Raw genomic sequence first — 22,662 nt, forward strand, 5'->3', positions numbered from 1 at the left:
GACAAGTGCAAATTTGGTTCACCTGTGCTTGTCAGCGGCGTCTTTGTCATGAATTAGGTTCATATCGAGGTTGTCGATTCTTACACATATAGCTCCGGTCTGCGGTCTTGGAAGACAGGGATGGTAGCACGAACCTTATCCACCAGTCCGAGATTGAGATCTGCTGATAAGATCCGCTCACTCTCGTCCCCTTCTGCAATCACTTCACCCCATGGATCAATAATCATCGAATGTCCGAAGAAATCCGTATTCCCGCTGCGGCCTACACGATTGCAGGCGACCACATACATTTGGTTCTCGATTGCTCTAGCCATTAACAAAGTCCGCCAGTGATGAAGTCTTGGGTGCGGCCATTCCGCCGGTACGAATAGTACCTTCGCTCCACTAAGCGCAAGCTTGCGGGAGAGTTCCGGGAATCGAATGTCATAACAGATCATCGCGCCGACTGGTGTGCTGTCAAGCTCTAGGGTACCGAGCTGATCTCCTGCTTGCAGATGCTTCTCTTCGTCCATGAGCCGAAACAGATGGATTTTGGAATAAGAGCCGTTCACATTACCGTTTCGATCGAATGCGTAGATCGTGTTGCGTACATCTGCCCCTACCTTCTCGGCGATCGACCCCGCAATAACGTTAACACTGTGTTTGCGGCTGAATGCCGCGATCATCTCTATCGTACGTGAACCATCTGGATCGGCTAACTGCTGGATCCGGTCCAACGCGTACCCTGTATTCCACATTTCCGGACATATTAGGACATCCGGCTTCTGTTCCGCCTCCATCGCTTGCTGCATGAGCCGATTCAGTTGCTCGTAGTTACGATCAGGCTCTCCGATCGCAATATCCATCTGTATGACGGATACGCGTAATTGTTGTGATGTAGTCATCGCAGTAATCCCCCAACCATTCGTTTCCTCCTATCTTAGACCAATCTGAACGAGACGACAACTAGCCTGATGTGATTGGAAAATGAACGAGTTCGAAGTATAATCAGACTAATACAACCAATCGGAGTGAGAAACTGTGAATTTTCAAACAAAGCCTTCATCCATTACAATCGAACCGGCCGAACGTATGAAACGACTGCCGGAGCAATTTTTCGCATCTTTAGTAAGCAAAGTGACCCGGCAAACCGCCTTGGGGCATGATGTCATCAACTTGGGACAAGGAAATCCGGACCAACCTACCCCTCCGCATATTGTTGCGGCTTTACAGGAGTCGTCTACGAATCCCTTGTATCACAAATATTCTCCGTTCAGCGGGTACCGATTCCTGAAAGAAGCTGTCGCCGAAAGATACAAGCAAGACTATAATGTCGACTTGGATCCAGACACAGAGGTCGCCATCCTGTTCGGAGGTAAAACCGGACTCGTCGAGATTAGTCAAATCTTACTGAATCCAGGTGACGTGTGTCTCGTTCCCGATCCTGGCTACCCCGACTATTGGTCGGGGGTTGCGTTAGCCGGAGCAGAGATGGCGTTCATGCCTCTCCGAGAATCGAATGCATTCTTACCTGACTATTCGGCATTGTCAGTCGATGACTTGAACCGTGCCAAATTAATGTTCATTAACTACCCGAATAACCCGACCGGCGCCACTGCACCCGCTTCGTTCTATGAGGAGACCATTCGCTTCGCGGCGAAGAATGGAATTGCCGTTGCAAGCGACTTCGCTTATGGAGCGATCGGCTTCGACGGTCAACGTCCTGTCAGTTTCCTGGAGCTCCCTGGTGCGAAGGAAGTCGGCATCGAATTGTACACACTGTCCAAGACATACAACATGGCCGGCTGGCGAGTCGGCTTCGCGCTCGGCAATTCGGAGATTGTTCGTCTCATCAATCTGATGCAAGACCATTACTACTGCAGCTTATTCGGTGGTATTCAAGCCGCTGCGGCTGAGGCACTCACCGGCTCACAAGATTGCGTACGCGAGCTTGTGAGCATGTACGAAAGTCGCCGCAACACCTTCTACGGTGCCCTCACTGAGATTGGCTGGAAGGCGAAGCCGTCCCCAGGATCGTTCTTCGCCTGGCTGCCGGTTCCGAAAGGTCACACGTCCGCGGAGCTGGCCGACTTGCTGCTCGAACGTGCGAACGTGATGGCGGCTCCAGGTATTGGATTCGGCCGCAATGGTGAAGGTTATATACGAATCGGCCTGCTCTCCTCCGAGGAGCGGTTGAAAGAAGCTGTCAGCCGGATCGGCACRCTGAATCTGTTCGACTGAACCTGTCATAAGGAGTAGTCCGCACGGTATGGGGCCAAAGACGCTGGAACAGATTCGACGATCTCTCGCCGCTAACGGACGGAAATAGATTGATTCTGAAAAGGCTGCCTAATGGCAGTCCTTTCCTATTTGCCGCCTTTCCTCAGACCAAAGACTCACAGCTCATAATAATCTTGTCCGCGGAATCCATTAAACGCCGAGAGAAGCCCGCACAAACGAAGGCGCCGTTCATCCACCTTCTCTCTACCATACGTATCGAGAAAGCGTTCCGCATAGTGTCCACTATGCAAATTATGCTGCAAGGACCACAACCCCCAATAAAGATCGTAATGTCGATCGCCAATTCCTCCATATCCCACATCAACAAAACCACTAAAATGAATCCCGTTCAAGATTAGATTCGGCAAACAATAGTCGCCGTGGATAACAACTCCATCATCATCGTTGTTACGAATCGCTTCTGACAAGTTCATCATTTCTATGTACGCCAACTCCTTGTTGGCAACTCCTAAGTAGCGGAGAAGACCGTTCTCCACTCGTCCATCCCTGTAATTCTGTTTCGCCCTAATCAGCATGGCAGACAGTCCATTGTGCCTCGGACAATCTGCATATGGGATACCGTGCAGCTTCTTCAGATTGTGCGCAAATACTTCAGCCAGCCACTCCGGTTGCTTCAAATACTCTGGACTCGCAGCATCCAAACCGCTGAGACACTCGGTAAGCAAGTAGTCCGACTCCCCATCTTGGATATAAACTTGGATTTTCACACACAAACCAGACATCGACAAATGTCGAGTCATGAGCGCTTCCGTTTCCATTTCTCCACGAGGGGTTATTTTCAAATAATAACTCGAACCGCTATTATCGTGATCAAGCTTGTATACGGAGGAGCGTTTCTTATTCTTCACAACAGTAACATGGGCATCCTGCCAATACGGTTGAATTGTAAGAGGCAGCGAAGTCAGCATATCAAGCTACCGATCCCTTCACGTTCTGCAAGCTCGTGCTCAATTCTTATCGACTGTACACCCAGGAAACGCATATACGAATTCATACAGTGTTTCAATTCACCCATCATCTCGTCAGTAGGCTGAACTCCTGGCTCCCACCACCAATTCAGAATACGGACACTACCGTCCTTCTTGTCTCGAACCGGTTCGAATCGAGCTATGAAGGAGTCGCCATACAAGATCGGAAGCACATAATAGCCATAGTCCCGAATAGCAGCAGGCTTGTACACTTCCCACGTATAAGTGAAACCGAACAGCTGAAGGATGAGTCGTCGATCCCATAATAAGTTGTCCAGCGGGGCTATGAAAGCTGCCCGTTCGGGGACACTCGCTTCCAGATCACCGTTCATCAGTCTGTCTACATCCGTCGTCCGGGCGTACAATCCCTCGGAAATGCCCTCGACATTCAATCGAACTAACTCTCCACACTCCCACAAGCGTAGGATGGATCGCTTCCTCTCAGCAGACTTCAACCCTGGAATCCCGATCCAAGCATCACCCGCCCGCTCCCACATAAATCCAATTGCACAAATTCGCCGCAGCACTCGCCAATCGAGATAAGCTTCTTCGTCCGGATTCGGTTCTTCAGCCTGCCACAGTTCGGGTGGCAAATGTCGATGCGTGTAATCATACACCTTCTGATTGTTTTTTTTATGGTGGACGAGAAGTTCGCCCCAGAAATACATACTTTCCAGTACCGCTCTTGACAAGCGGGTCGGAGCCCACGACCAATCGACGGTCTGATTCAACGATAAGTCCCCTGAAGCAACCGGCCCCTTGTCCGTAATGAATTCCCGCACCTCAGCCAGCGCTTGATCAATCACATCTATGGAGCCTAATTGTCTCTGCGAAGATTCCCGAAACCTCCGGAAGTATGGCCAAGCCTCGGTCAGATAGATGGACATCACCTTATCCATTCCATCAAGCAACTGCCGATCCTCATACAATAACTCTTGTAGCATAGCAGGTTGGTAGCCTTCAATTCTGGCTTGCAGCACAAGTTCCGGATTGCGTCCGGCTACGTTAAGCGGATCGAATTGGATACAGCCGACCCGACGAATGTATTCCAGTATCCCTGGCTTACCCTCGAATACCTTCTTCCCTCTGAGGCCTTGGTGTTCCAACAAAAAACGTCTTGCTTGTATAGGGGTAAGATTAATAGACCGCATTGTGAACCTCCGCTCCTCGACTACACGCTTAGATTATGTCCAGATTATACCACAATTCCCACGAACCGAACACATGTTCCGACATAATATTATTCATAAATGCACTCGTTGAAAAACATATTCGCGGCATTATTTATATTACAGATCGCAAGCTGTTCCCCTTGCAGGTTGTGCTGCGCAATATGATTGATGCCACGAACGTAAGTCAGGAGCTGGCGATCGCCAATTCATTGGAAGTGGCGCAATTGCCCCCGGAGACGATCAAGATGGCAACGATTGTCATCGCAATTGTTCCGATTCTGGTCGTGTACCCCTTCCTGCAAAAGTATTTCGTCAAAGGGATGGTAATCGGCTCGATCAAAGGGTGAAGGCATTAAGTCCGTCTTGCATGCAGGACATACAAAATGCTGTCGATTCACTATGAACATGGGAGTGTAAAGTGAAAAAGAGGACCCCGGCGAGTTTTGGCTTGAACCTCCACACCGCTTAATCCCTTGTACAATCCAGGGAGGTTCAAACAAGATGTTTGAGCAAAAGGGGTCCTTTTTCACTTGGAACGGCTGTTTCTACCTCAATCAACAGTTAATCGACAGCTCTACAAAGCACTTGCAGGACAGACGCATTCTTTACAAGCAGCCCCCCAACATGCTATTCTAGAAGGAAATCATATGCATTTCTACGAAACGTGATGACGGGACCAGTAGATCAGCTCCAGACGCGTCAGAGAGTAAATTTGTAAGCTGCGATAATTTACCGCGTTGCCTGACCGAACCTACCCCCGAACGGCCGACGACGAGTCGGACAGCTGTTTCCTGCTGTTACCCAGGAATTGAAGACGGATGAACCCTCATCAACTAAGGTGGTACCGCGGAAGCCAACAGACTTTCGTCCTTAACAGGACGGGGGTCTTTTTTGTTTATCCAAACGTTTCTCAAGAAGGAGTTATCCCTATATGAACCGACGTATCGTTGTCAAAATCGGCAGCAGCTCGCTTACATCCGACGAAGGCGGTCTGAACCGCGATAAAATCGACTACTTCGCCTCCGAACTGTCTGCTCTGCGCGAAGCTGGCTTCCAGGTGCTTCTCGTCACTTCTGGTGCTGTAGCCGCAGGCTTCCGTCGAATCGGATACGCTAAGCGACCGAAGCTCGTTCACGAGAAGCAGGCATCCGCAGCGGTCGGCCAGGCTCTGCTCATGCAGTGCTACAATGAAGCGTTCGATCGTCACGGCTACGGCGTCGCGCAAATCTTATTGACCCGGTCCGACTTCTCCAACCGCAAGCGGATCGATAATGCCATGATGACGTTGGAAGAGTTGCTCCAGCACGGTGTCATTCCGATCATCAACGAGAACGATACCGTGTCCGTCGATGAGCTGGAGCTGAAATTCGGCGACAACGATAAGTTATCCGCGCTGGTTGCCAACTTGGTTAAGGCCGATCGCCTGCTCATCGTCACAGACACGGACGGGTTGTATACCGATGATCCGCGCAAGAACGCCAACGCCCGTCGCATCGAACGCGTCGGTGTCATCAGCGAGGAGCTGTTCCAGATGGCTGGCGGCTCCGGCTCTTCGGTCGGCACCGGCGGCATGCGTTCGAAGATCGAAGCGGCGCGCATCGCCGTCCGCGGCGGTGTGCCCGTCTTCATCGGCAAGGCGGCCGAGCCGGGTGATCTGCTGCTCGGAGTAGGCGAGCACGGCAAGGGTACCTACTTCGAGACGAGTCTGCAGACGCTGTCGACGAAGAAGCAGTGGATTGGCTTCCACTCGCTCGCGCAAGGCCGAGCGATTGTCGATGCCGGCGCGGAGACGGCGCTGGTGGCAGGCGGGCGCAGCCTGCTGCCGGCAGGCGTCGTCGAAGTGCAGGGCGACTTCCTCCCCGGCGATGTGATCGAAGTCACGAACAGCGCCGGGGTGGCACTCGGTCGCGGCGTCGTGAACTACGCCGCGTGGCAGCTGCGGGCAGCCGCCGGGCTGTCCACGGAAGAAGTGCAGCGGCGCGTGGATGTGAGCCGCATCGAAGTGATCCATCGGGACGAGTGGATCACGTTGGCGCCGCAACCGGCGCTGGCTGCAACGGATCGCACCATCCAACAAGACAATGGAGGGACAACGATATGAGCGAAGTGAGAGTGAAAGCGAGCTTGGCCAAGGTTGCCGCGAGAACGATGGCAACGTTAACGACAGTACAAAAGAACGAAGCGCTGCTGCTGATGGCGGATGCGTTGGTGCAAGACACAGAAGCGATCATAGCCGCGAATGCGATTGATCTGCAGCAAGGGCGCGACAATGGCACGAGCGCCTCCCTGCTCGATCGGCTGGCGCTGAACGAGCAACGGATCGAAGCGATCGCCGATGGACTGCGCGAAGTGGCGGAGCTCGATGACCCGGTCGGCCGCTTGCTGGAAGAGACGCGCAGACCGAACGGCTTGCTCGTCCGCAAGTGGAGCGTGCCGATCGGTGTGATCGGCATGATCTACGAAGCTAGACCGAATGTGACCGTCGACGCAGCAGGCCTCTGCCTGAAGACGGGCAACTCCGTCGTGCTTCGGGGCGGGTCAGCCGCCCTCGAATCGAACCGCCGCATCGTGGAGACGATGCGTGAGGCACTCTCCCGTTCGGCGATGCCGCCGGAAGCGCTGCAGCTTGTGATCAGCTCCGACCGATCATCGGTCGACGAGATGCTGAAGCTGAACGGCTTGCTCGACGTCATCATTCCGCGCGGCGGGCGCTCGCTCATCCAGAATGTCGTCCAGAACGCGACGGTTCCAGTCATCGAAACAGGTGAAGGTGTGTGCCACACGTACATTGATAACGAGGCGATTCCGGAGCAGGCTACCGCGATCGCGATCAATGCCAAAGTACAGCGCCCTTCTGTGTGTAACGCGATGGAGACGCTGCTCGTACAGCGCGACTATGCTGCACGCGAATTGCCGGCGCTCGCCGAACAGTTCCGCGAACGTAATGTTGAGTTGCGCGGCTGTGCCCTTTCCCGCGAGCTTGTGCCTTGGATGAAGGAAGCCGATGAGACGGATTGGGGAACCGAATACAGCGACTACATTCTAGCCGTTAAGGTCGTGAATGGACTGGATGAAGCGCTTGAACATATCCGTACGTACGGTACGATGCATTCCGAATGTATCGTGACAGAAAATGCTGAGCATGCTGAGCGCTTCCTCCAGGAAGTCGATGCGGCCGCTGTGTACCATAATGCCTCCACCCGCTTCACTGACGGATTCGAATTTGGCTACGGAGCCGAGATTGGCATTAGCACGCAAAAGCTACACGCACGTGGACCGATGGGCTTGCCTGCGCTGACATCCACCAAATTCACCATAGTCGGGAACGGACAAATCCGAGGATAAGAGTATTTGGGTTTTAAATGAGGAGGGTTACGTATGATAAATGAGGACAACGGAGTTCATCTATTAGCCAACAACCGCATCTGCTTCGTCGGTGCAGGTTCGATGGCCGAAGCTATATTCCGTGGCTTGATTGAGCGCCAGCTGATTGAAGCGACCCGCATTAGCGTCGTCAACCGTCAGAACGATGAACGGCTCCAACAGCTCCATGCCAAGTACGGCGTCCAAGTATCCACTGAACAAGTAGATAAAGACCGATTTGTTCGCGAAGCGGACATTGTTGTGTTAGCGATGAAGCCGAAGGATGCAGGTAGCGGGATTGGCGGTATCGCCTCCCTTCTGTCTGACACCCAGCTTATCGTATCCGTACTCGCGGGTGTCTCCATCTCCACAATCGAATCAATACTTGGCGGCCCGCACCGTATCGTCCGAACGATGCCGAACACCTCAAGCACGATCGGGGTCGGTGCGACAGGTGTCAGCTTCTCCGCCAGTGTCGATATGTCGAATCGTCAGATCGGACTTCACTTGTTCCGCTCCGTTGGCATTGCCGTAGAAGTCGACGAGTCGCTGCTCGAGATCGTCACCGGTGTTTCCGGAAGCGGTCCAGCTTATATTTATTACATGATGGAAGCTATGATCGAAGCTGGCGTGCGGGGCGGCTTGACTCCCGAGACATCCCGACAGTTGACGATCCAGACCATCCTTGGTGCAGGAGAAATGGTCCGGTCTACGGGCGAAGACCCTGCCGAGCTGCGCCGAAAGGTGACGTCACCGAACGGGGCTACGCAAGCCGCGATCGAGACACTCGATGCCCACAACTTCACAGACGGAGTGATTAAGGCCGTCACCCGTTCCGCTGATCGTTCGCAAGAAATGGGTGCGGAAATCGCAGCCAAGTATACGCAAGGTTAGTAGAAAGAGAGGGATTCCCCATGAGTTATTGCGTTGCCACTTACCGGTGCTTCGATGAGAAGGCCGATTTCCATAAGAAAGCTCTCTCGATTGCCGTCGGGCTAACCGTCGGTAGTTGGACGGATCTCCCGGAAGCGAAGAAAGCCGAGATGGACAAGCATCTCGGCAGAGTACTATCTGTTGATGTCCATGAACAGACTGGCCCTACGGCGCAGTCATCTACTGGAAACCCATTAGAACGGTATGCTGACATTTGCATTGCGTACCCGGATATTAATTTCAGTGCTGACATCCCAGCCTTGCTCGTCACGATCTTCGGCAAGCTGTCTATGGACGGACGAATCCGACTGATCGATATTCACTTCTCGGAATCATTCCTGAGCAGGTTCCCAGGGCCAAAATTCGGCATTGCTGGAGTCCGCGAATTGCTAGGCGTTCAGGATCGACCGCTGCTCATGAGCATCTTCAAATCCGTGATCGGCCATGACTTGACTGGCTTGCGTGAACAGTTCTACGGTCAAGCCCGTGGTGGCGTCGATCTGATCAAGGACGATGAGATTCTGTTCGAGAACCCGCTGACGCCAATCGGCAAGCGCGTGGAAGTATGTATGGCCGCTGCTGCACAGGCGCAAGCCGAGACTGGTCAAAAGCTGCTCTATGCTGTCAACTTGACTGGGTCGACGTCCAAGCTGGCGGCGCAGGCGAAGCAGGCGATCGACGCCGGCGCCAACGCGCTGCTCTTCAACGTCTTGGCCTACGGCTTCGACGTATTGCACGAGCTGAGCAGCGATCCTGCCATCACCGTCCCGATCGCTGCCCATCCCGCGCTCGCAGGAGCGTTGTATCCGTCGCCACATTACGGCATCGCGGCGTCCGTGCTGCTCGGCAAGCTGATGCGCATCGCCGGTGCCGATCTTGTACTGTTCCCTTCGCCTTACGGCTCCGTCGTCATGCCGCGCGAAGAGAATATGGCTATCCAACATGTGCTCACGACTTCTGATATTGCGAACGACTATATGTACAATAGCGTGGACGATTCCGCAACATCAACCCAACATTCCGTCCAGTTGCGCACTAGCTTCCCTGTCCCCTCGGCCGGTATTCATCCGGGCCTGGTCCCGCTCATTATGCGCGACTTCGGCACCGATGTCGTCGTCAATGCGGGCGGCGGGATACACGGTCATCCGATGGGTACTGCAGCAGGTGGACAAGCGTTCCGTCAAGCGATGCAAGCGGCGGCGGTTGGAACCCCGCTGACAGAAGCCGCTGCCGCTCCTGCTAACCGCGAGTTGAAGGCAGCCATTGAACTGTGGGGGGCGCGCGAATGAACAGGCAACCGGTCATATTCTGTGACTTCGACGGAACGATAACGGATAATGACAACATCATTGCGATTATGAAGCGTTTTGACCCGCCCGGGTGGTCGGATATCGTCCCTCGCATCCTGGATAGATCCATCAGTATCCGGGAAGGTGTTGGTGCGATGTTCAACTTGTTACCGGCCTCTCGGAAGGAAGAGATTGTTCGATATGCGATAGACAATGCCGTCATCCGACAAGGTTTCGCCGAACTGCTCGATTACTGCAGCGAGCACCATATTGAATTTTATGTCACGAGTGGCGGGATCGATTTCTTCGTCTATCCCCTGCTTGCGCGGTTCCCTATCGACCCGAGCCATATATATTGCAACGGCAGCGACTTCACAGGGGAGAACATCCGTATCGAATGGCCTAACCCGTGCGATGAACACTGCAACGTAGATTGCGGGATGTGCAAGACGACGATTATTCGACGGTTCCCCACCGACCGCTATGAACGAATCCTAATCGGCGACAGTGTCACTGACTTCGAGGGCGCGAAGTTGGCGGAGCTTGTCTTCGCCCGTTCCTATCTTGTGGACAAATGTGAGGAATTGAAAATCCCTTATATTCCATTCACGACATTCCATGATGTAACAAACGCCTTAATCTCACGACGAAGTGGAGGAGCATGATGATGAATCGAACCCCCATCGCCCTGGAACACAAACAACACGCCTACGCCGAGCTGCGGGAAGTCAAAGCGAATTTCGCCGCCAGAGGCTGGTTTCCCGGCACGAGTGGCAACTTATCCGTCCGGGTAGGTGAATATTCGAAGGATCAGTTCGCATTCGCGATTACCGCAAGCGGCAAGGACAAGTCCGTCCATACGCCGGAAGATTTCCTGCTTGTAGACGAGACAGGCAAGGCGCTGGAGCCAACTTCGCTTAAGCCATCAGCAGAAACCTTGATCCACTGCGAGATTTACCGATTAACCGGATGCGGCGCAATATTCCACATTCACTCTGTATTCAACAGCCTTGTGTCCGAGCTGTATTGGGAGCGGGGCAGCATCCCCGTTCAAGGGGTAGAGCTGATCAAGGCGTTCAACATCTGGCATGATGATGCTGCCATCGACGTACCCATCTTACCAAATTATTCGGACATCCCGCGTATAGCTGATCTCGTAGAGGGCAGTCTGAATCCAGCTATTCCAGGTATCGTGTTGCGTAAGCACGGCATATACGCATGGGGAGCCAACCCATTCGAAGCCAAACGCCATCTTGAAGCGTTCGAATTCTTATTCGAATACGTCTACCGTTGGGAACTGCTGAAGCGATAGTCGATCCTATCACTGGTTATTCGCAAGGTAATGAACCGTTGGAGCTCCATCTCTAACGGTTCATTACCTTGCCCCAAACCACCCAACATCCTCAACCTTTTACCAGTAATAACGTTTGTATACCCAACTTGCTATAAACATAAGCACCCCTAACGACAAGTTGATCCATGCGGACCATATCGCAGCGGTCTTCTCCCTGTTCGCCTGTTTGTGCTTATAATTGCGTACATCCAATCCAAGTGTTATTAGTCCGGATGCCAGGAAGAGTACGACAATGTAATACAAATATCCGACGTAATTGCTGCCCATTCGACTACCTCCGATTATGTCGATTTCCCACCAACTCGGCGTATTTTGTAAATCATGTCTACTTTAAATACCGCGTCCTTGTACATTTCATCCCATGAACCATGAGCTGAATCCACCGTTTTGTTCCAGAAGCCAGGATACTTTGCACGCACATACTCCCCGAATCCGAAGATATCGGATCCCATCACCTGTGTTTTTTTGATCAGGTCTATAATCGCTTTCTGCCCATTCTTAACCAATTGCTGCTCGATCTGATTGATCATTTTGACATCGAGGATTTCGTCATCATTTGACTTCTCTTTGATGTTCCCTTCGGAATTAATTTTTACCAGAAATTCTGGTCGGCCATCCTTGATGGTCACGCTTATTCTCGATGATCGATGGGTGATTTGGTACATGTATAATGTGTTACTACCCGGGACTTCTAGTTGCACGCTATACCCGCTAGGATTCAATCCTTTGACTGCCATGTAAGCACCTATCTCTACCGGTTCCGAATGGCCCACCATCTTCGCGCCACTGAACATGGCTAGTCCGGCAATCCGCATATTCCCGCTTTGAATCAGCTTCACATAGGGCAGGAATGGGTCCATACCAAGTGCGGAGTCCGCTGTCCAGTATGTGCCCACGAATGCATTAGGCAGCTTACCCATGCGGACCGCCTGATCCATGGTAGCCAGCAAATACAAGGAAGGCACTCGCTCCAGCTGAGGCGCCATCTTCATCAGATCCTCCGCTTGATCCTCGCAGACTACCATCCAGGTCGTACGTCTGACATCGGGTGCTCGCCGCAAATAGTCATTGATATCCGACATCCCCAATTTCGCGAATTTTTGAGACAGCACAATGACGCGCAAATGCCCAAAAAACATTCGATCCGCCAGCTCCTGCTGCAAATTGTTGAGCGCATCATCGAGCGTGTACCCAACCGAAGAGAGAACCCACACTGGCTTTTGCCCCTTCCCAGAGCCTCCCCCTTCTCCGGGTCCAAGCGGAATACGTCCTGGAACCGCGATTTGTACAGTTACTTTCAATAAGACTGCATTCGGTTTTGGAAACGAATTTGGCAAATGCGAAGCATTAGCTTCTTTTTTCTCATCTTCTGGACTGGCAATATCGACACCTACGCCTAGCACGAGCGCTCTTTCCTCAATCTCTAGTCGGTCCCAACATCCGGTAAGTAGGGGGATGCAGAACACGGTCAGTAAGAGGTACGCCAGTAATCTCGATCGCGACCTCTCTTGTCTGTTAACGTTGCTTGCGGCTATCTGCCTGAGACGTCTGAACATCGGTATCCTCCCTCTTCTTTCTCAGCATGGCGATCAGCAGCAGCAATAACGGATAACCAAGCGTTATGTACAATCCCACTCTTCCGGCGAAGATGATCACATCGTACATGTGCACTACATTATGCGGCAGCATCGCCAGAACGAATACGAAGGGGATCAGCATGATCGAGAACATCCGGTGATCCTTTAATTTGAACAATTGACTCAACGAGTGGATCGTGAAGTAGTAACTGCAGAATAATGTCGTATAGACGGCAGTCACCCATATCGCTAGAAAAGCCGCGTCCAGCCGTTCTAACACATTCGCTGGCAGCGAGGTTGTTTTGAATAACTCCAGTGTTGGCCAGAGCAACTTGCTAGTCTCTTTGGGACCGAATACAACGATTGTTGCAATTACAATGCACACGTACATGCCACCGGCTATAAGTACGCCCCAGAAAGCAGATTTCATCACGCGTTTCACGGACCTCATAGCGGGAATGACCATCGTGATCACGAATGAGGTTTGAAACAATGAGGCAATGTTAATTCCGCCATTCAACATATCCAGAACGCTATGGTCGCCTCCCCAGAATGGCTGTAGGAACAAAACATTCCCATTCTTCAACGAGAAGATGATAATCAGGACTGCCGGGATTACGACTACCGGAAAATAAAATTGATGAATATAGGCAAAGGTGGTCATATTGTTACGTGTAGATACTGCAGCAAGCAACAACATGACCACGACTGTTATTTCCAAAGGCGTTTTCTTCAGGACGGATGTTACGACCACCTCTCCGAATTCTCTGGCCGCCAGTGCTGTTAGTAAGGCAAAGAACGCAATGATGCAAATGCTGCCTAGTATCGCAGGAATTTTCCCTATTACGTCTTCGCTATACTGAATGATGGTCTTGCTAGGAAATCGTTGTCCCAATTTACTTAAGATCAATATGGATACCATGGATATGAGAATACCGATCACTGTCACTAACGGTGCCCCAGTCCCGCCATGGACCGCAGCAATCAGAGGGAGCGGCAGCACGCCTACTCCAATAATCGAGCTACTGATTATGATGGCCGTCTGAACGGCTGTTACTTGACGTGGATCGTTCATGGGCAGCTCCCTCTCCCTTCTCCTTATTGACCTGTAGGGGCTCCAGGACGTTGGATCTGCTTTTCAACAATTGATCACTCGCCTCTGGGTCCATCTTCTGATTGTTCAATGGGTGAAGAGTGACAGGCCGGCTCTTCATCCACCACAGTGGAGCGCGGACCAGTGAATCTTTCATCCCTTGCCCATCCATCGGCACAATGGGGCTGAGGTACGGCACTCCGAACGAGCGAAGCGAGAGCATATGGTTGGCTACGAAGATGAGCCCCACCATTACCCCGTACAGCCCGAATATTCCTGCCGCCATGATAAGCGGGAACCGCAACAGCCGTAGAGCCAGAGCTGCATTGTAGGCCGGTGTCGCGAAGGAACCTATCGTTGCCAGGGCGATGACAACAACAGTGATCGGACTGACGAACCCCGCGGAAACCGCAGCCTGACCCACTACGAGAACACCAACAATCGATAGTGCTCCCCCTACTTGCTGGGGAAGTCGAATCGTCGCTTCGCGCAGCACTTCCATCGATGCCTCCATGAGCAGTACTTCGATTACAGATGGGAAAGGCACACCCGCTCTCCCTCCGGATACGGCTACGGCGAATTCCGTCGGGATTAATTCCGGATTAAATGAGATAATCGCGACATAGAGTGCAGGAAATATGAGCGAGAACATTAGGGCTAACAATCTAGCCATACGAATGAAACTCATGACGATGAACCGTTCGTTGTAGTCCTCGGCTGTTTGATAAAACTGTGTGAATACCGCCGGTAATATTAAAGCGATCGGCGATCCTTCGACTAATATTACGACACGCCCCTCCATAAGGTTGGCTACTGCTTTATCCGGCCGCTCCGTGTTCTGGATTTGCGGAAATGGCGTGAAATGATTGTCCTGAATAAACTGCTCCAAGTATCCGGAGTCCATAATGCCGTCGATATCAATCATGCTAAGTCGCTTGTTCACTTCTTCGACCAGGGCCGGATTGACAATTCCTTTGATAAAGCAGATCGAAACAGTCGAACGCGTCAGTCGCCCGATCTTCATCGTTTTGACCGTGAAATCCGCCGTTTGCAGTCGATACCGCATAAGTGCAATATTCGTGCACATGACCTCGATGAAACCTTCCCTCGAGCCACGAATGACTTGCTCGGTCTGAGGTTGATCGATCGATCGTTTGTCAATATTTCTCGTGTCGAATAAGAAGCCTTCTTCCATCCCTTGCACATGGATCAGTGTACGTCCCCCAAGCAAGCCTTCTATGAGCATGCTCCATTTCTTTTCCGTCACACCGTCACTAGGATAGAGGAAATCGTCTAGCAGCATCTGACGTAATTGTTCTCCTTGCAACGGCGCCGTCTCTCTACGGTTGGCAATAGTCATGAATGGCTTCAACACATCTTGTTGCGCCATATTCGTCATGTGGGAGAAGTAGATGATGACCGCCGGAACACTTCCCATTACTTTGAATCTTCGGATGATGAAATCATCGTTATCCCCTAGAAGATCAGATACATATTGAATGGTTTCTTCGATATGTTCCGTCATATGCTTGGGAGTATCCGATGAGGAGTCAGAAGATGAACCAGAGGAACGACTGTGGTAGCGTTTGAGCACTTTACTTTTTTTCTTCAGCCAAGACAAGCTAGACATCGATTTTTCTACCCCCATTCTGCATAGATCCGATCACAATCGGTTTCATTATTCGCAGCTTGGAGGAAAATTATCCTAACTCTTAGAGGAAATAGGTAACGTGTGGGCAATCCTACAAAAAAGGAAACCCTAACCRTAAGTTCAACGGTCAAGGTTTCCTGTCTAAGGCATTAAGTTCCTATTTGGACTGCGGGCGTCCCCCGCGAAACTTTTGCGTATATTCCTTCGCTTGCTCAGTCGTGAACACCCGATTGCGGCTCCATTCCAGCAAGATCCGATCCACATAGCGGAAATGCAGTTTGCCGGCGAATACAGCTTCCTTCAACGCAGCCAGAATGAGCTGTTCCGGGAAGTGATCCTGATCGAGCCATTGCGAGATCGTCTCGCATTCCATCGGCGTCAGTGGGCGAGCGAATTCCTTCTCGAACACGGTGAAGATGTCCTTGTCCTTACTTGGCTCCGATCGACGAAGTGCTTCTGCCTGCTCTTCCTGACGCAACTCCGCCCACCTGGCGGCAAGCTTCCGGTATAGCGGGAGCAAGTTATACCGCTCCGAGCGAATCCCGGTAATCGGATCTTCTTCCTCGTCAATCTGGATGAACTGCTGCTGAACGAGCCGCTGCAGCGCTTTGACCGCCGTATCCGGCGCAGCCGTCATCCTCGCCTGGATCTCGTCCAACGTGGGGAACTCCTTACCTTCCTTCTCACGGAAGGCGATCAAGTGAATGAGCAACATCGCTTCCGTCTCCGATAGCTTGAGTGCTGCATACGATTGCAGCAGCAGGGCCGGAATCGCCACCGAACCTTCGCGAAGCGCGGCCGTCAACCCTTGCTCGATCCGCTTCCATTGTTCATCTCTTCGCATCATCGGTTCTCCTCGTTATGGATATAGTCGGTTCAAGAGGCGTGGGAATGGAATGGTCTCACGCACGTGTTCCAGTCCACATATCCACGCCACTGTCCGCTCCAGCCCTAATCCGAAGCCGGAGTGCGGCACAGTTCCATACTTGCGTAAATCCAAATACCAGCGGTATGCTTCTTCCTGCAGCTCATGCTGCTCGAATCGCTCCTGCATCAGCACCGGATCATCGATTCGCTGGCTGCCGCCGATAATCTCGCCGTAGCCTTCAGGTGCGATCATGTCCGCACACAATACAACCTCCGGCCGATTCGGATCCGGCTTCATATAGAACGCCTTGAACGAAGCCGGATAGTGCGTAATAAACACCGGCTTGTCGAAATGCTTGGCAATCTCGGTCTCATGCGGTGCACCGAAATCTTCGCCCCAAGGCAGATCGTAACCGCTCTCCTGCAGCAGTTGAATCGCTTCATCGTATGTAATGCGGGGGAACGGCGCAGTTATGCTCTGTAGCTTGCTAATGTCGCGCTCCAATGTCTGCAGCTCCTTCGGGCAATGTTCCAATACGGATTGCACGATGAACGACACGAATTGCTCCTGGACGCGTAAGTTTTCCTCGTGATCGATGAAGGCCATCTCGGGCTCAATCATCCAGAATTCAATCAGATGACGGCGCGTCTTCGATTTCTCAGCGCGGAACGTTGGTCCGAACGAATATACCCGTCCCAATGCCATGGCGGCTGCTTCCATATACAGTTGCCCGCTCTGGGTCAAGTAGGCGTCCTCATCAAAATACTTGGTATGGAATAGATTCGTCGTCCCCTCACACGACGATGGTGTCAAGACAGGGGGATCCACTAAGTAAAAGCCGTTCGTGTCAAAATATTGTTGAACAGCACGAATGATTTGGGCCCGAATAACCATTATCGCCCTCTGTCGCGGCGAACGCAACCATAAGTGACGGTGATCCATCAAGTAGTCGACACCATGCTCCTTAGGAGTGATTGGGTATTCTTCCGCCACTTGAATCGTCTCCACGCCGGTAACCGATAGCTCATATCCACTCTGGCTTCGTTCGTCAGCTCGAACAACACCAGTCACATATAAGGAGCTCTCCTGTGTCAGCTTGCCCGCCTGGACCCACACCTCATCCGGCACTTCCGCTTTCATAACGACACCTTGAATGAAACCCGTTCCGTCGCGCAGCTGCAAGAACTGAATCTTCCCGCTCGAGCGTTTGTTGTATAGCCAGCAGCCGATTGTTACGCTCTCACCTACGTGGTCCTTGACACTTCGAATCACGTTTAAGTTCATCATCAATCAACCTCCATTAATAACCCGGAACGTATCCCGGGCAATCATTAATTCCTCGTTCGTCGGAATAACCATCACCGCTACAGCCGAATCCTTCGTAGAGATAAGCCGATCTGCGGAGCTTCGTATTGCATTGGCTGCTTCATCCAGCTTCACACCCATGAATGTCAATTGCGAGCATACAGCTTGCCGCAACACCGGACTGTTCTCGCCGACTCCAGCAGTGAATACAAGGGCATCCATGCCATTCATGGCAGCCGCATAGGAACCAATATATTTGCGCAGCCGGTATTCATACATATCGAAGGCTAGCCTTGCATTGCCATTGCCTTCTTCCATCGCGCGAATAATCTCCCGCATATCGCTGCTCATCCMGGAGATAGCGTACAGCCCGCTATGCTTATTCAACATGGAATTTACTTCGCGGAGCGTCAGCTCCTCCTTCTCCATCGCATAAGGCACGATGGCCGGGTCAATATCGCCGCTCCGCGTCCCCATCATTAGTCCTTCCAATGGGGTCATGCCCATGCTAGTATCATAGGACTTGCCATCCATGATTGCTGCTACACTTGCACCATTCCCGATATGGCAAGTGACCATCTTCAGTTGATCCAGAGGTCGGTTTATCAAATCTGCCGCGCGCCCGCTCACATAAGCGTGAGACGTCCCGTGAAACCCGTACCGCCGAATGCGGTGTTTACGGTAGAGCACCATGGGGATCGGGTATAAGTAACTTTTGGCTGGCATCGTATGGTGATACGCGGTGTCGAAGCATACGGCTTGCGCTACATCCGGCAAGATAGCTTCGACAGCCTGGATGCCCATCATATGTGAAGGGTTGTGCAACGGAGCAAGATCATACAACCGCTTGATCTCCTTCTTCACATCTCTAGTAACGCGGACAGTCGCCGAGAAGGTTTCCCCACCATGTACGATTCGATGACCTACAGCATGCACTTCCGACATCGACGCAATGACCCCGCGCTCTGGATGAACGAGATTCGCCAGCACTTCGCGCATCGCGGCGGTATGATCTAGTATTTCCATGACGTCGCGGAATTCTTCATTGCCTGTCGGCTCATGGGTTACGATAGCGGTATCAAGGCCGATCCGCTCGACCTTACCGCGAGCTTTCGTCGACTCATCCGACATGTCGAACAGCTGGTACTTCAGCGAAGAGCTCCCTGTATTAATAACGAGGATGTTCACAATCGGTCTCCCTCCTTATCATAGCGGAAGAACCCTTCTCCCGTCTTCACGCCCAACCGTCCAGCACGTACCATTTGTTTCAGTATATACGACGGACGATATTTCAAGTCCCCGAATTCCCGGAATAATCCGTCCATTGCAGTCAGTACAGCGTCCAACCCGAATCGATCGGCTAACTCCAGCGGTCCATACTTAAAATGATACCCGATTCTCATAGCAGAGTCGATATCCTCGGCCGTTGCCACTCCTTCGGACAACGTATGCATCGCTTCGTTAATTAGCACATTGATGAGCCGTGTCGTCACGAAACCGGGCGATTCGTAGACCATCACGCCCTTCTTCATAATCGTCTCTTCTACAAAATAATTCGTTCGCTCGTAAATTACGTCAGAAGTTTTCAATCCCCGAACAATTTCAACCAGATCGTTCTTAGCTGCAGGATGAACGAAATGAAGACCGATTACCCGATCAGGATGTTCTGTAGCACTTGCCAGCTCGGTCAAACTCAAGGTTGAAGTATTGCTAGCCAAAATAATTGAGCTCGAACAAACCTGATCCAGTTGGCGGAACAACTCCATCTTGCTAGACAAATCTTCACTGATGGTTTCAATAACCAGCTGGCAATCAGAGAGTTCAGACAGTCCTGCTGTTTTATGAATACGTGATAGGATTAATTTTTTCTCGGTCTCGGTAATACCCCACTTCTCGATTTGCCGATCCAGACTAACCTCGATTTGACATAATGTCTGGTTGAGATTAAGTTCAGTCTGCTCCAGAAGCAGCACTTCAAGTCCCGCGGATGCTAGCATTTCTGCAATGCCTTGCCCCATCGTTCCCCCGCCAACGACCCCGATTTTCGTGAAAGGCATGATCATGATGTCCCCTCCAAACCTATAACTTTCGTTATCAATTACTCATGAATTTCATATGCTTCATATGTTACCGTACTACGAAAAAGCGATAGAAGCAAGTTACTCAGCTAGTCCGTCCAATCGGATCGCAGCAGCGTTAATATGGCAAGGCAGCTGTTCGTATTCTCCTAGTTGCTTCACGATAGGATATAGTTCTCTTAGGGCGTTCTGATCCAGTTTCCCGATGGTAGACACTTTCACCATTTCCTTGGACGTAATCCCCGAGAATGCTTTGGCATAATGGTTCGTTGGCAGGACGGCCGTTATCCCGATCGCATAATTCGCAGCCGAGAATGGGGTGTAAGCTCCAATCAGAATTTCACCGGCATGCTTCAGATGATCCAATATGTACGTCTGACTGTCCTCTTCACAGACAATCATTACATGTTCAGGAGCGAATTGATTGATATACGCACAGGCTCTCTCCATATCGGGCACAACAATGATAGCCCCCTTCCCAGACGGACCGAATACGCTTTGCAAATTGCTCCTTCTCATAGGCTCGACTTGTTGCATTCGTTCCAGCAGGTTCGATTCCACTTGCCTAGCCAGACGGAGAGAAGTGGTGACTAGTAGAGAGGAAGAATCCGGTCCATGTTCACCTTCATTCATCAGATCATACGCTAGAACCAATGGATCGGCCGAATCATCGGTCAGGATCACGCTTTCTGTCGGTCCGATGCCCAATACACTTTTCTTGCCAAATGTCATGGCTACACTCATAGCAGCTGCAATTCCACCTGGACCCGGGCCAAATATCCCATCTACCTCAGGTACAGATTCGGTCCCTTGAGCAAATGCCGCGATGATCGACACCCCATTCCCGATGACAAACCCATCCGCACCTGCGAGTTTGGCTGCCGCAACGGTTCCCGGATCACCCAAGCCATTAGCCTGTGGAGGCAAGCCAACCATGATGTTGCCTACACCTGCCACTTTTGCCGCCGTCACGAGCATGATTGCCGTGGATAATAGTGGTCCTTTGCGCGACGGAATCCAAATACCAACGCTATCCAAGGGAGATACGTTCTCGCCGATTGTAGTCCCGGGTCTAATAAGCTGGTCCCACGACTTCGGCAACAACAGTTCATTAACTTCCCGTACGTTGTGAATCGCTCGCTCAATAGCTGAACGTGTGTCGGAGGACAAGGAGTCTATGCTGCGGTCCACTTCCTCATCCGACATCACCAAGCGATCTAATTGTACGCCATCGAACTTCCTCGTCATTGCCTGGATTCCAGCATCCCGGTCTCTAGCAATCTCATCGAATATGGACCATACGCCTGCCAACACCTCTCTGTTGAATAAAAGCTTATGATTTTCAAATTTCCGATCCAATGGTTCCTTGTCTTTCGGTAGTTGATAAATTAGGCTGTTCATTCCATAACCTCCTCTTAGAAAATAAAAAAGAGCCCCGTGCAGGTTACAATACACCTGCTGGGCTCTCGTGTTACAAGTCCGCAGGTATAACGCCAACAGGCGTCAGTACCTACGGAAAGGATGATTTCCGTCGTACAAACGCCTAGCTTGGATGATGGTTATTGGATATGCGCAGACTCAACTTAAAATCATACATCGTGCTTGTCCTCCTTCATCACTTGCGATCATTATATAAGAATACGCCAAAAAACTCCAGCCTCAGGCTGAAGTTTTGGCTCTTATATCACCTAGCAGTTCCCGAAACTGGTCGCCGGTCAACACTTCTTCACGAATCAGAATGTCCAGACTTTGCTCGAACACGTTACGGAACCGTTCCAACAGTTCCCTAGTTGTCGTAATCAAGCTTTCCAATATGTCTGTATTTTCCTTCATCAATTCTTCCTTCGTCACCATACGTCGGTCCACGATGCCCAGTCCAGTTAATCCGGAATCCATCATGGTGCCGACTAAATTCAGTGCCTGTTCGAAATCGTTCCTGGAGCCTGTGCTGCGGCCACCATAAAACATCTCTTCGGCAACCGATCCACCGAGCGCAATCATAATCTGCTGTTCGATCTCATGCTTCGTATACAAATATTGATCCTGTTGTGGATTGTGTCTCACATAACCAAGCGCTTGCCCTCTCGGACTGAGTGAAACCATCGAGACGGATTTCGGCTTGACCTCTTCCGCTACTATCGCATGGCCCAGCTCGTGAAGGGCGACACGGCGGCGTTCTTCCATCGTCGCTTCCCGGTCCGTCTTCTCGCCCATCATGACCTTATCGATCGCAAGCGAGAAGTGAGGCTGCCGCACGACAGTATCCGTGTCTCGCATCGCATAGATGGCGGCTTCATTCATCACGCTCTCCAGTTGAGCGCCAGAAAAGCCGAATGTTTCTGCTGCTACCCGCTCCAGGCTAGCCTCGGCATCGACTGGCTTATTCTTCGCATGGATTTGCAGTACATGCAGACGGCCCTTCTTATCGGGCAAATCTACTTGAATATGTCGATCGAATCGACCGGGACGTAACAAAGCGCTGTCCAGCATTTCCTTGCGATTCGTGGCTGCCATAATCAGAATACGCGGTGTTTCGGACGTATGAATGCCGTCCATCTCGGTTAGCAGTTGATTCAGCGTCTGATCATACTCACGCTGCTGACCACCTTCCCGCTTACCACCGATAACATCGATTTCATCGATAAAGATGATGGCGCTCTGTTTGTTCTCCTTCGCCGCTCTCGCACGTGCATCCTTGAATAGATCACGGATCCGACTTGCGCCTACACCC

21 protein-coding genes are annotated in these 22,662 nt (G+C 51.6%); 8 read left to right on the plus strand and 13 right to left on the minus strand.

The genetic code is table 11. The features are described from left to right. Window positions 1-80: 80 nt before the first annotated feature. Window positions 81-884 carry a carbon-nitrogen family hydrolase gene (locus tag AC1DWB_RS20315; protein WP_477542919.1) on the minus strand — a complete coding sequence of 268 codons (804 nt, stop codon included), beginning with the start codon at window positions 882-884 and terminating at the stop codon, window positions 81-83. 136 nt (window positions 885-1,020) lie between these two features. Here AC1DWB_RS20315 and AC1DWB_RS20320 point away from each other — a divergent pair, with 136 nt between their 5' ends. Beyond that, complete coding sequence (locus AC1DWB_RS20320) at window positions 1,021-2,220, plus strand: aminotransferase class I/II-fold pyridoxal phosphate-dependent enzyme (RefSeq protein WP_477542920.1); 1,200 nt, start codon at window positions 1,021-1,023, stop codon at window positions 2,218-2,220. 155 nt (window positions 2,221-2,375) lie between these two features. Here AC1DWB_RS20320 and AC1DWB_RS20325 read toward each other — a convergent pair whose 3' ends face one another. Further along, entirely contained in the window at window positions 2,376-3,188 is an 813-nt protein-coding gene (locus AC1DWB_RS20325; RefSeq protein ID WP_477542921.1) for an aminoglycoside 3'-phosphotransferase, read from the minus strand. Then, window positions 3,182-4,399, minus strand: coding sequence for a winged helix-turn-helix domain-containing protein (locus tag AC1DWB_RS20330; protein WP_477542922.1), 1,218 nt, complete (start codon window positions 4,397-4,399; stop codon window positions 3,182-3,184). The genes AC1DWB_RS20325 and AC1DWB_RS20330 overlap by 7 nt, the downstream gene beginning before the upstream one ends. Before the next feature lie 35 nt (window positions 4,400-4,434). Here AC1DWB_RS20330 and AC1DWB_RS20335 point away from each other — a divergent pair, with 35 nt between their 5' ends. The 7 genes from AC1DWB_RS20335 (at window position 4,435) to mtnB (ending at window position 11,317) form a co-directional block, all read left to right on the plus strand. Further along, window positions 4,435-4,767 (plus strand): hypothetical protein, encoded by a 333-nt coding sequence (locus AC1DWB_RS20335; RefSeq protein ID WP_477542923.1) that lies wholly within the window; start codon window positions 4,435-4,437, stop codon window positions 4,765-4,767. 584 nt (window positions 4,768-5,351) lie between these two features. Further along, complete coding sequence (proB, locus tag AC1DWB_RS20340; RefSeq protein ID WP_477542924.1) at window positions 5,352-6,521, plus strand: glutamate 5-kinase; 1,170 nt, start codon at window positions 5,352-5,354, stop codon at window positions 6,519-6,521. Continuing rightward, entirely contained in the window at window positions 6,518-7,765 is a 1,248-nt protein-coding gene (locus AC1DWB_RS20345; protein WP_477542925.1) for a glutamate-5-semialdehyde dehydrogenase, read from the plus strand. The genes proB and AC1DWB_RS20345 overlap by 4 nt, the downstream gene beginning before the upstream one ends. Before the next feature lie 33 nt (window positions 7,766-7,798). Continuing rightward, window positions 7,799-8,677 carry a pyrroline-5-carboxylate reductase gene (proC, locus tag AC1DWB_RS20350; protein WP_477542926.1) on the plus strand — a complete coding sequence of 293 codons (879 nt, stop codon included), beginning with the start codon at window positions 7,799-7,801 and terminating at the stop codon, window positions 8,675-8,677. Between the two features lie 20 nt (window positions 8,678-8,697). Further along, entirely contained in the window at window positions 8,698-10,005 is a 1,308-nt protein-coding gene (locus AC1DWB_RS20355; RefSeq protein WP_477542927.1) for a 2,3-diketo-5-methylthiopentyl-1-phosphate enolase, read from the plus strand. After that, window positions 10,002-10,670 carry a 2-hydroxy-3-keto-5-methylthiopentenyl-1-phosphate phosphatase gene (locus AC1DWB_RS20360; protein ID WP_477542928.1) on the plus strand — a complete coding sequence of 223 codons (669 nt, stop codon included), beginning with the start codon at window positions 10,002-10,004 and terminating at the stop codon, window positions 10,668-10,670. Before AC1DWB_RS20355 ends, AC1DWB_RS20360 begins: the two co-directional genes overlap by 4 nt. Window positions 10,671-10,672: 2 nt before the next feature. Beyond that, window positions 10,673-11,317 (plus strand): methylthioribulose 1-phosphate dehydratase, encoded by a 645-nt coding sequence (gene mtnB / locus AC1DWB_RS20365; RefSeq protein WP_477542938.1) that lies wholly within the window; start codon window positions 10,673-10,675, stop codon window positions 11,315-11,317. Window positions 11,318-11,416: 99 nt separating this feature from the next. Here the strand turns inward: mtnB and AC1DWB_RS20370 are convergent, their stop codons facing one another. The 10 genes from AC1DWB_RS20370 to AC1DWB_RS20415 form a co-directional block, all read right to left on the minus strand. Next, window positions 11,417-11,626, minus strand: a complete 210-nt coding sequence (locus AC1DWB_RS20370) for a CLC_0170 family protein (RefSeq protein ID WP_477542929.1) — start codon at window positions 11,624-11,626, stop codon at window positions 11,417-11,419. A 14-nt stretch (window positions 11,627-11,640) separates the two neighbouring features. Continuing rightward, entirely contained in the window at window positions 11,641-12,915 is a 1,275-nt protein-coding gene (locus AC1DWB_RS20375; protein ID WP_477542930.1) for a Ger(x)C family spore germination protein, read from the minus strand. Then, a complete protein-coding gene (locus tag AC1DWB_RS20380) occupies window positions 12,875-14,011 on the minus strand; it encodes a GerAB/ArcD/ProY family transporter (RefSeq protein ID WP_477542931.1) in 1,137 nt (378 codons plus the stop codon). Before AC1DWB_RS20380 ends, AC1DWB_RS20375 begins: the two co-directional genes overlap by 41 nt. Beyond that, window positions 13,959-15,659 (minus strand): spore germination protein, encoded by a 1,701-nt coding sequence (locus AC1DWB_RS20385; RefSeq protein ID WP_477542932.1) that lies wholly within the window; start codon window positions 15,657-15,659, stop codon window positions 13,959-13,961. Before AC1DWB_RS20385 ends, AC1DWB_RS20380 begins: the two co-directional genes overlap by 53 nt. Window positions 15,660-15,837: 178 nt before the next feature. Next, the gene (locus AC1DWB_RS20390; RefSeq protein ID WP_477542933.1) at window positions 15,838-16,527 is read right to left on the minus strand and encodes a DnaD domain protein; all 690 of its coding nucleotides are present in this window, start codon (window positions 16,525-16,527) and stop codon (window positions 15,838-15,840) included. Window positions 16,528-16,539: 12 nt separating this feature from the next. Further along, entirely contained in the window at window positions 16,540-17,835 is a 1,296-nt protein-coding gene (gene asnS / locus AC1DWB_RS20395; RefSeq protein ID WP_477542934.1) for an asparagine--tRNA ligase, read from the minus strand. 3 nt (window positions 17,836-17,838) lie between these two features. After that, window positions 17,839-19,041: an acetate/propionate family kinase gene (locus AC1DWB_RS20400; protein WP_477542935.1), complete on the minus strand. Its 1,203-nt coding sequence runs from the start codon at window positions 19,039-19,041 to the stop codon at window positions 17,839-17,841. Further along, entirely contained in the window at window positions 19,038-19,910 is an 873-nt protein-coding gene (locus tag AC1DWB_RS20405; RefSeq protein WP_477542939.1) for a 3-hydroxyacyl-CoA dehydrogenase family protein, read from the minus strand. Before AC1DWB_RS20405 ends, AC1DWB_RS20400 begins: the two co-directional genes overlap by 4 nt. Window positions 19,911-20,012: 102 nt before the next feature. Continuing rightward, a complete protein-coding gene (hisD, locus tag AC1DWB_RS20410) occupies window positions 20,013-21,332 on the minus strand; it encodes a histidinol dehydrogenase (RefSeq protein ID WP_477542936.1) in 1,320 nt (439 codons plus the stop codon). A gap of 258 nt (window positions 21,333-21,590) precedes the next feature. Continuing rightward, the coding region (locus tag AC1DWB_RS20415) for an AAA family ATPase (RefSeq protein WP_477542937.1) at window positions 21,591-22,662 on the minus strand (1,072 nt) is incomplete at its 5' end.

This window comes from Paenibacillus sp. P4_E11 (assembly GCF_056401635.1).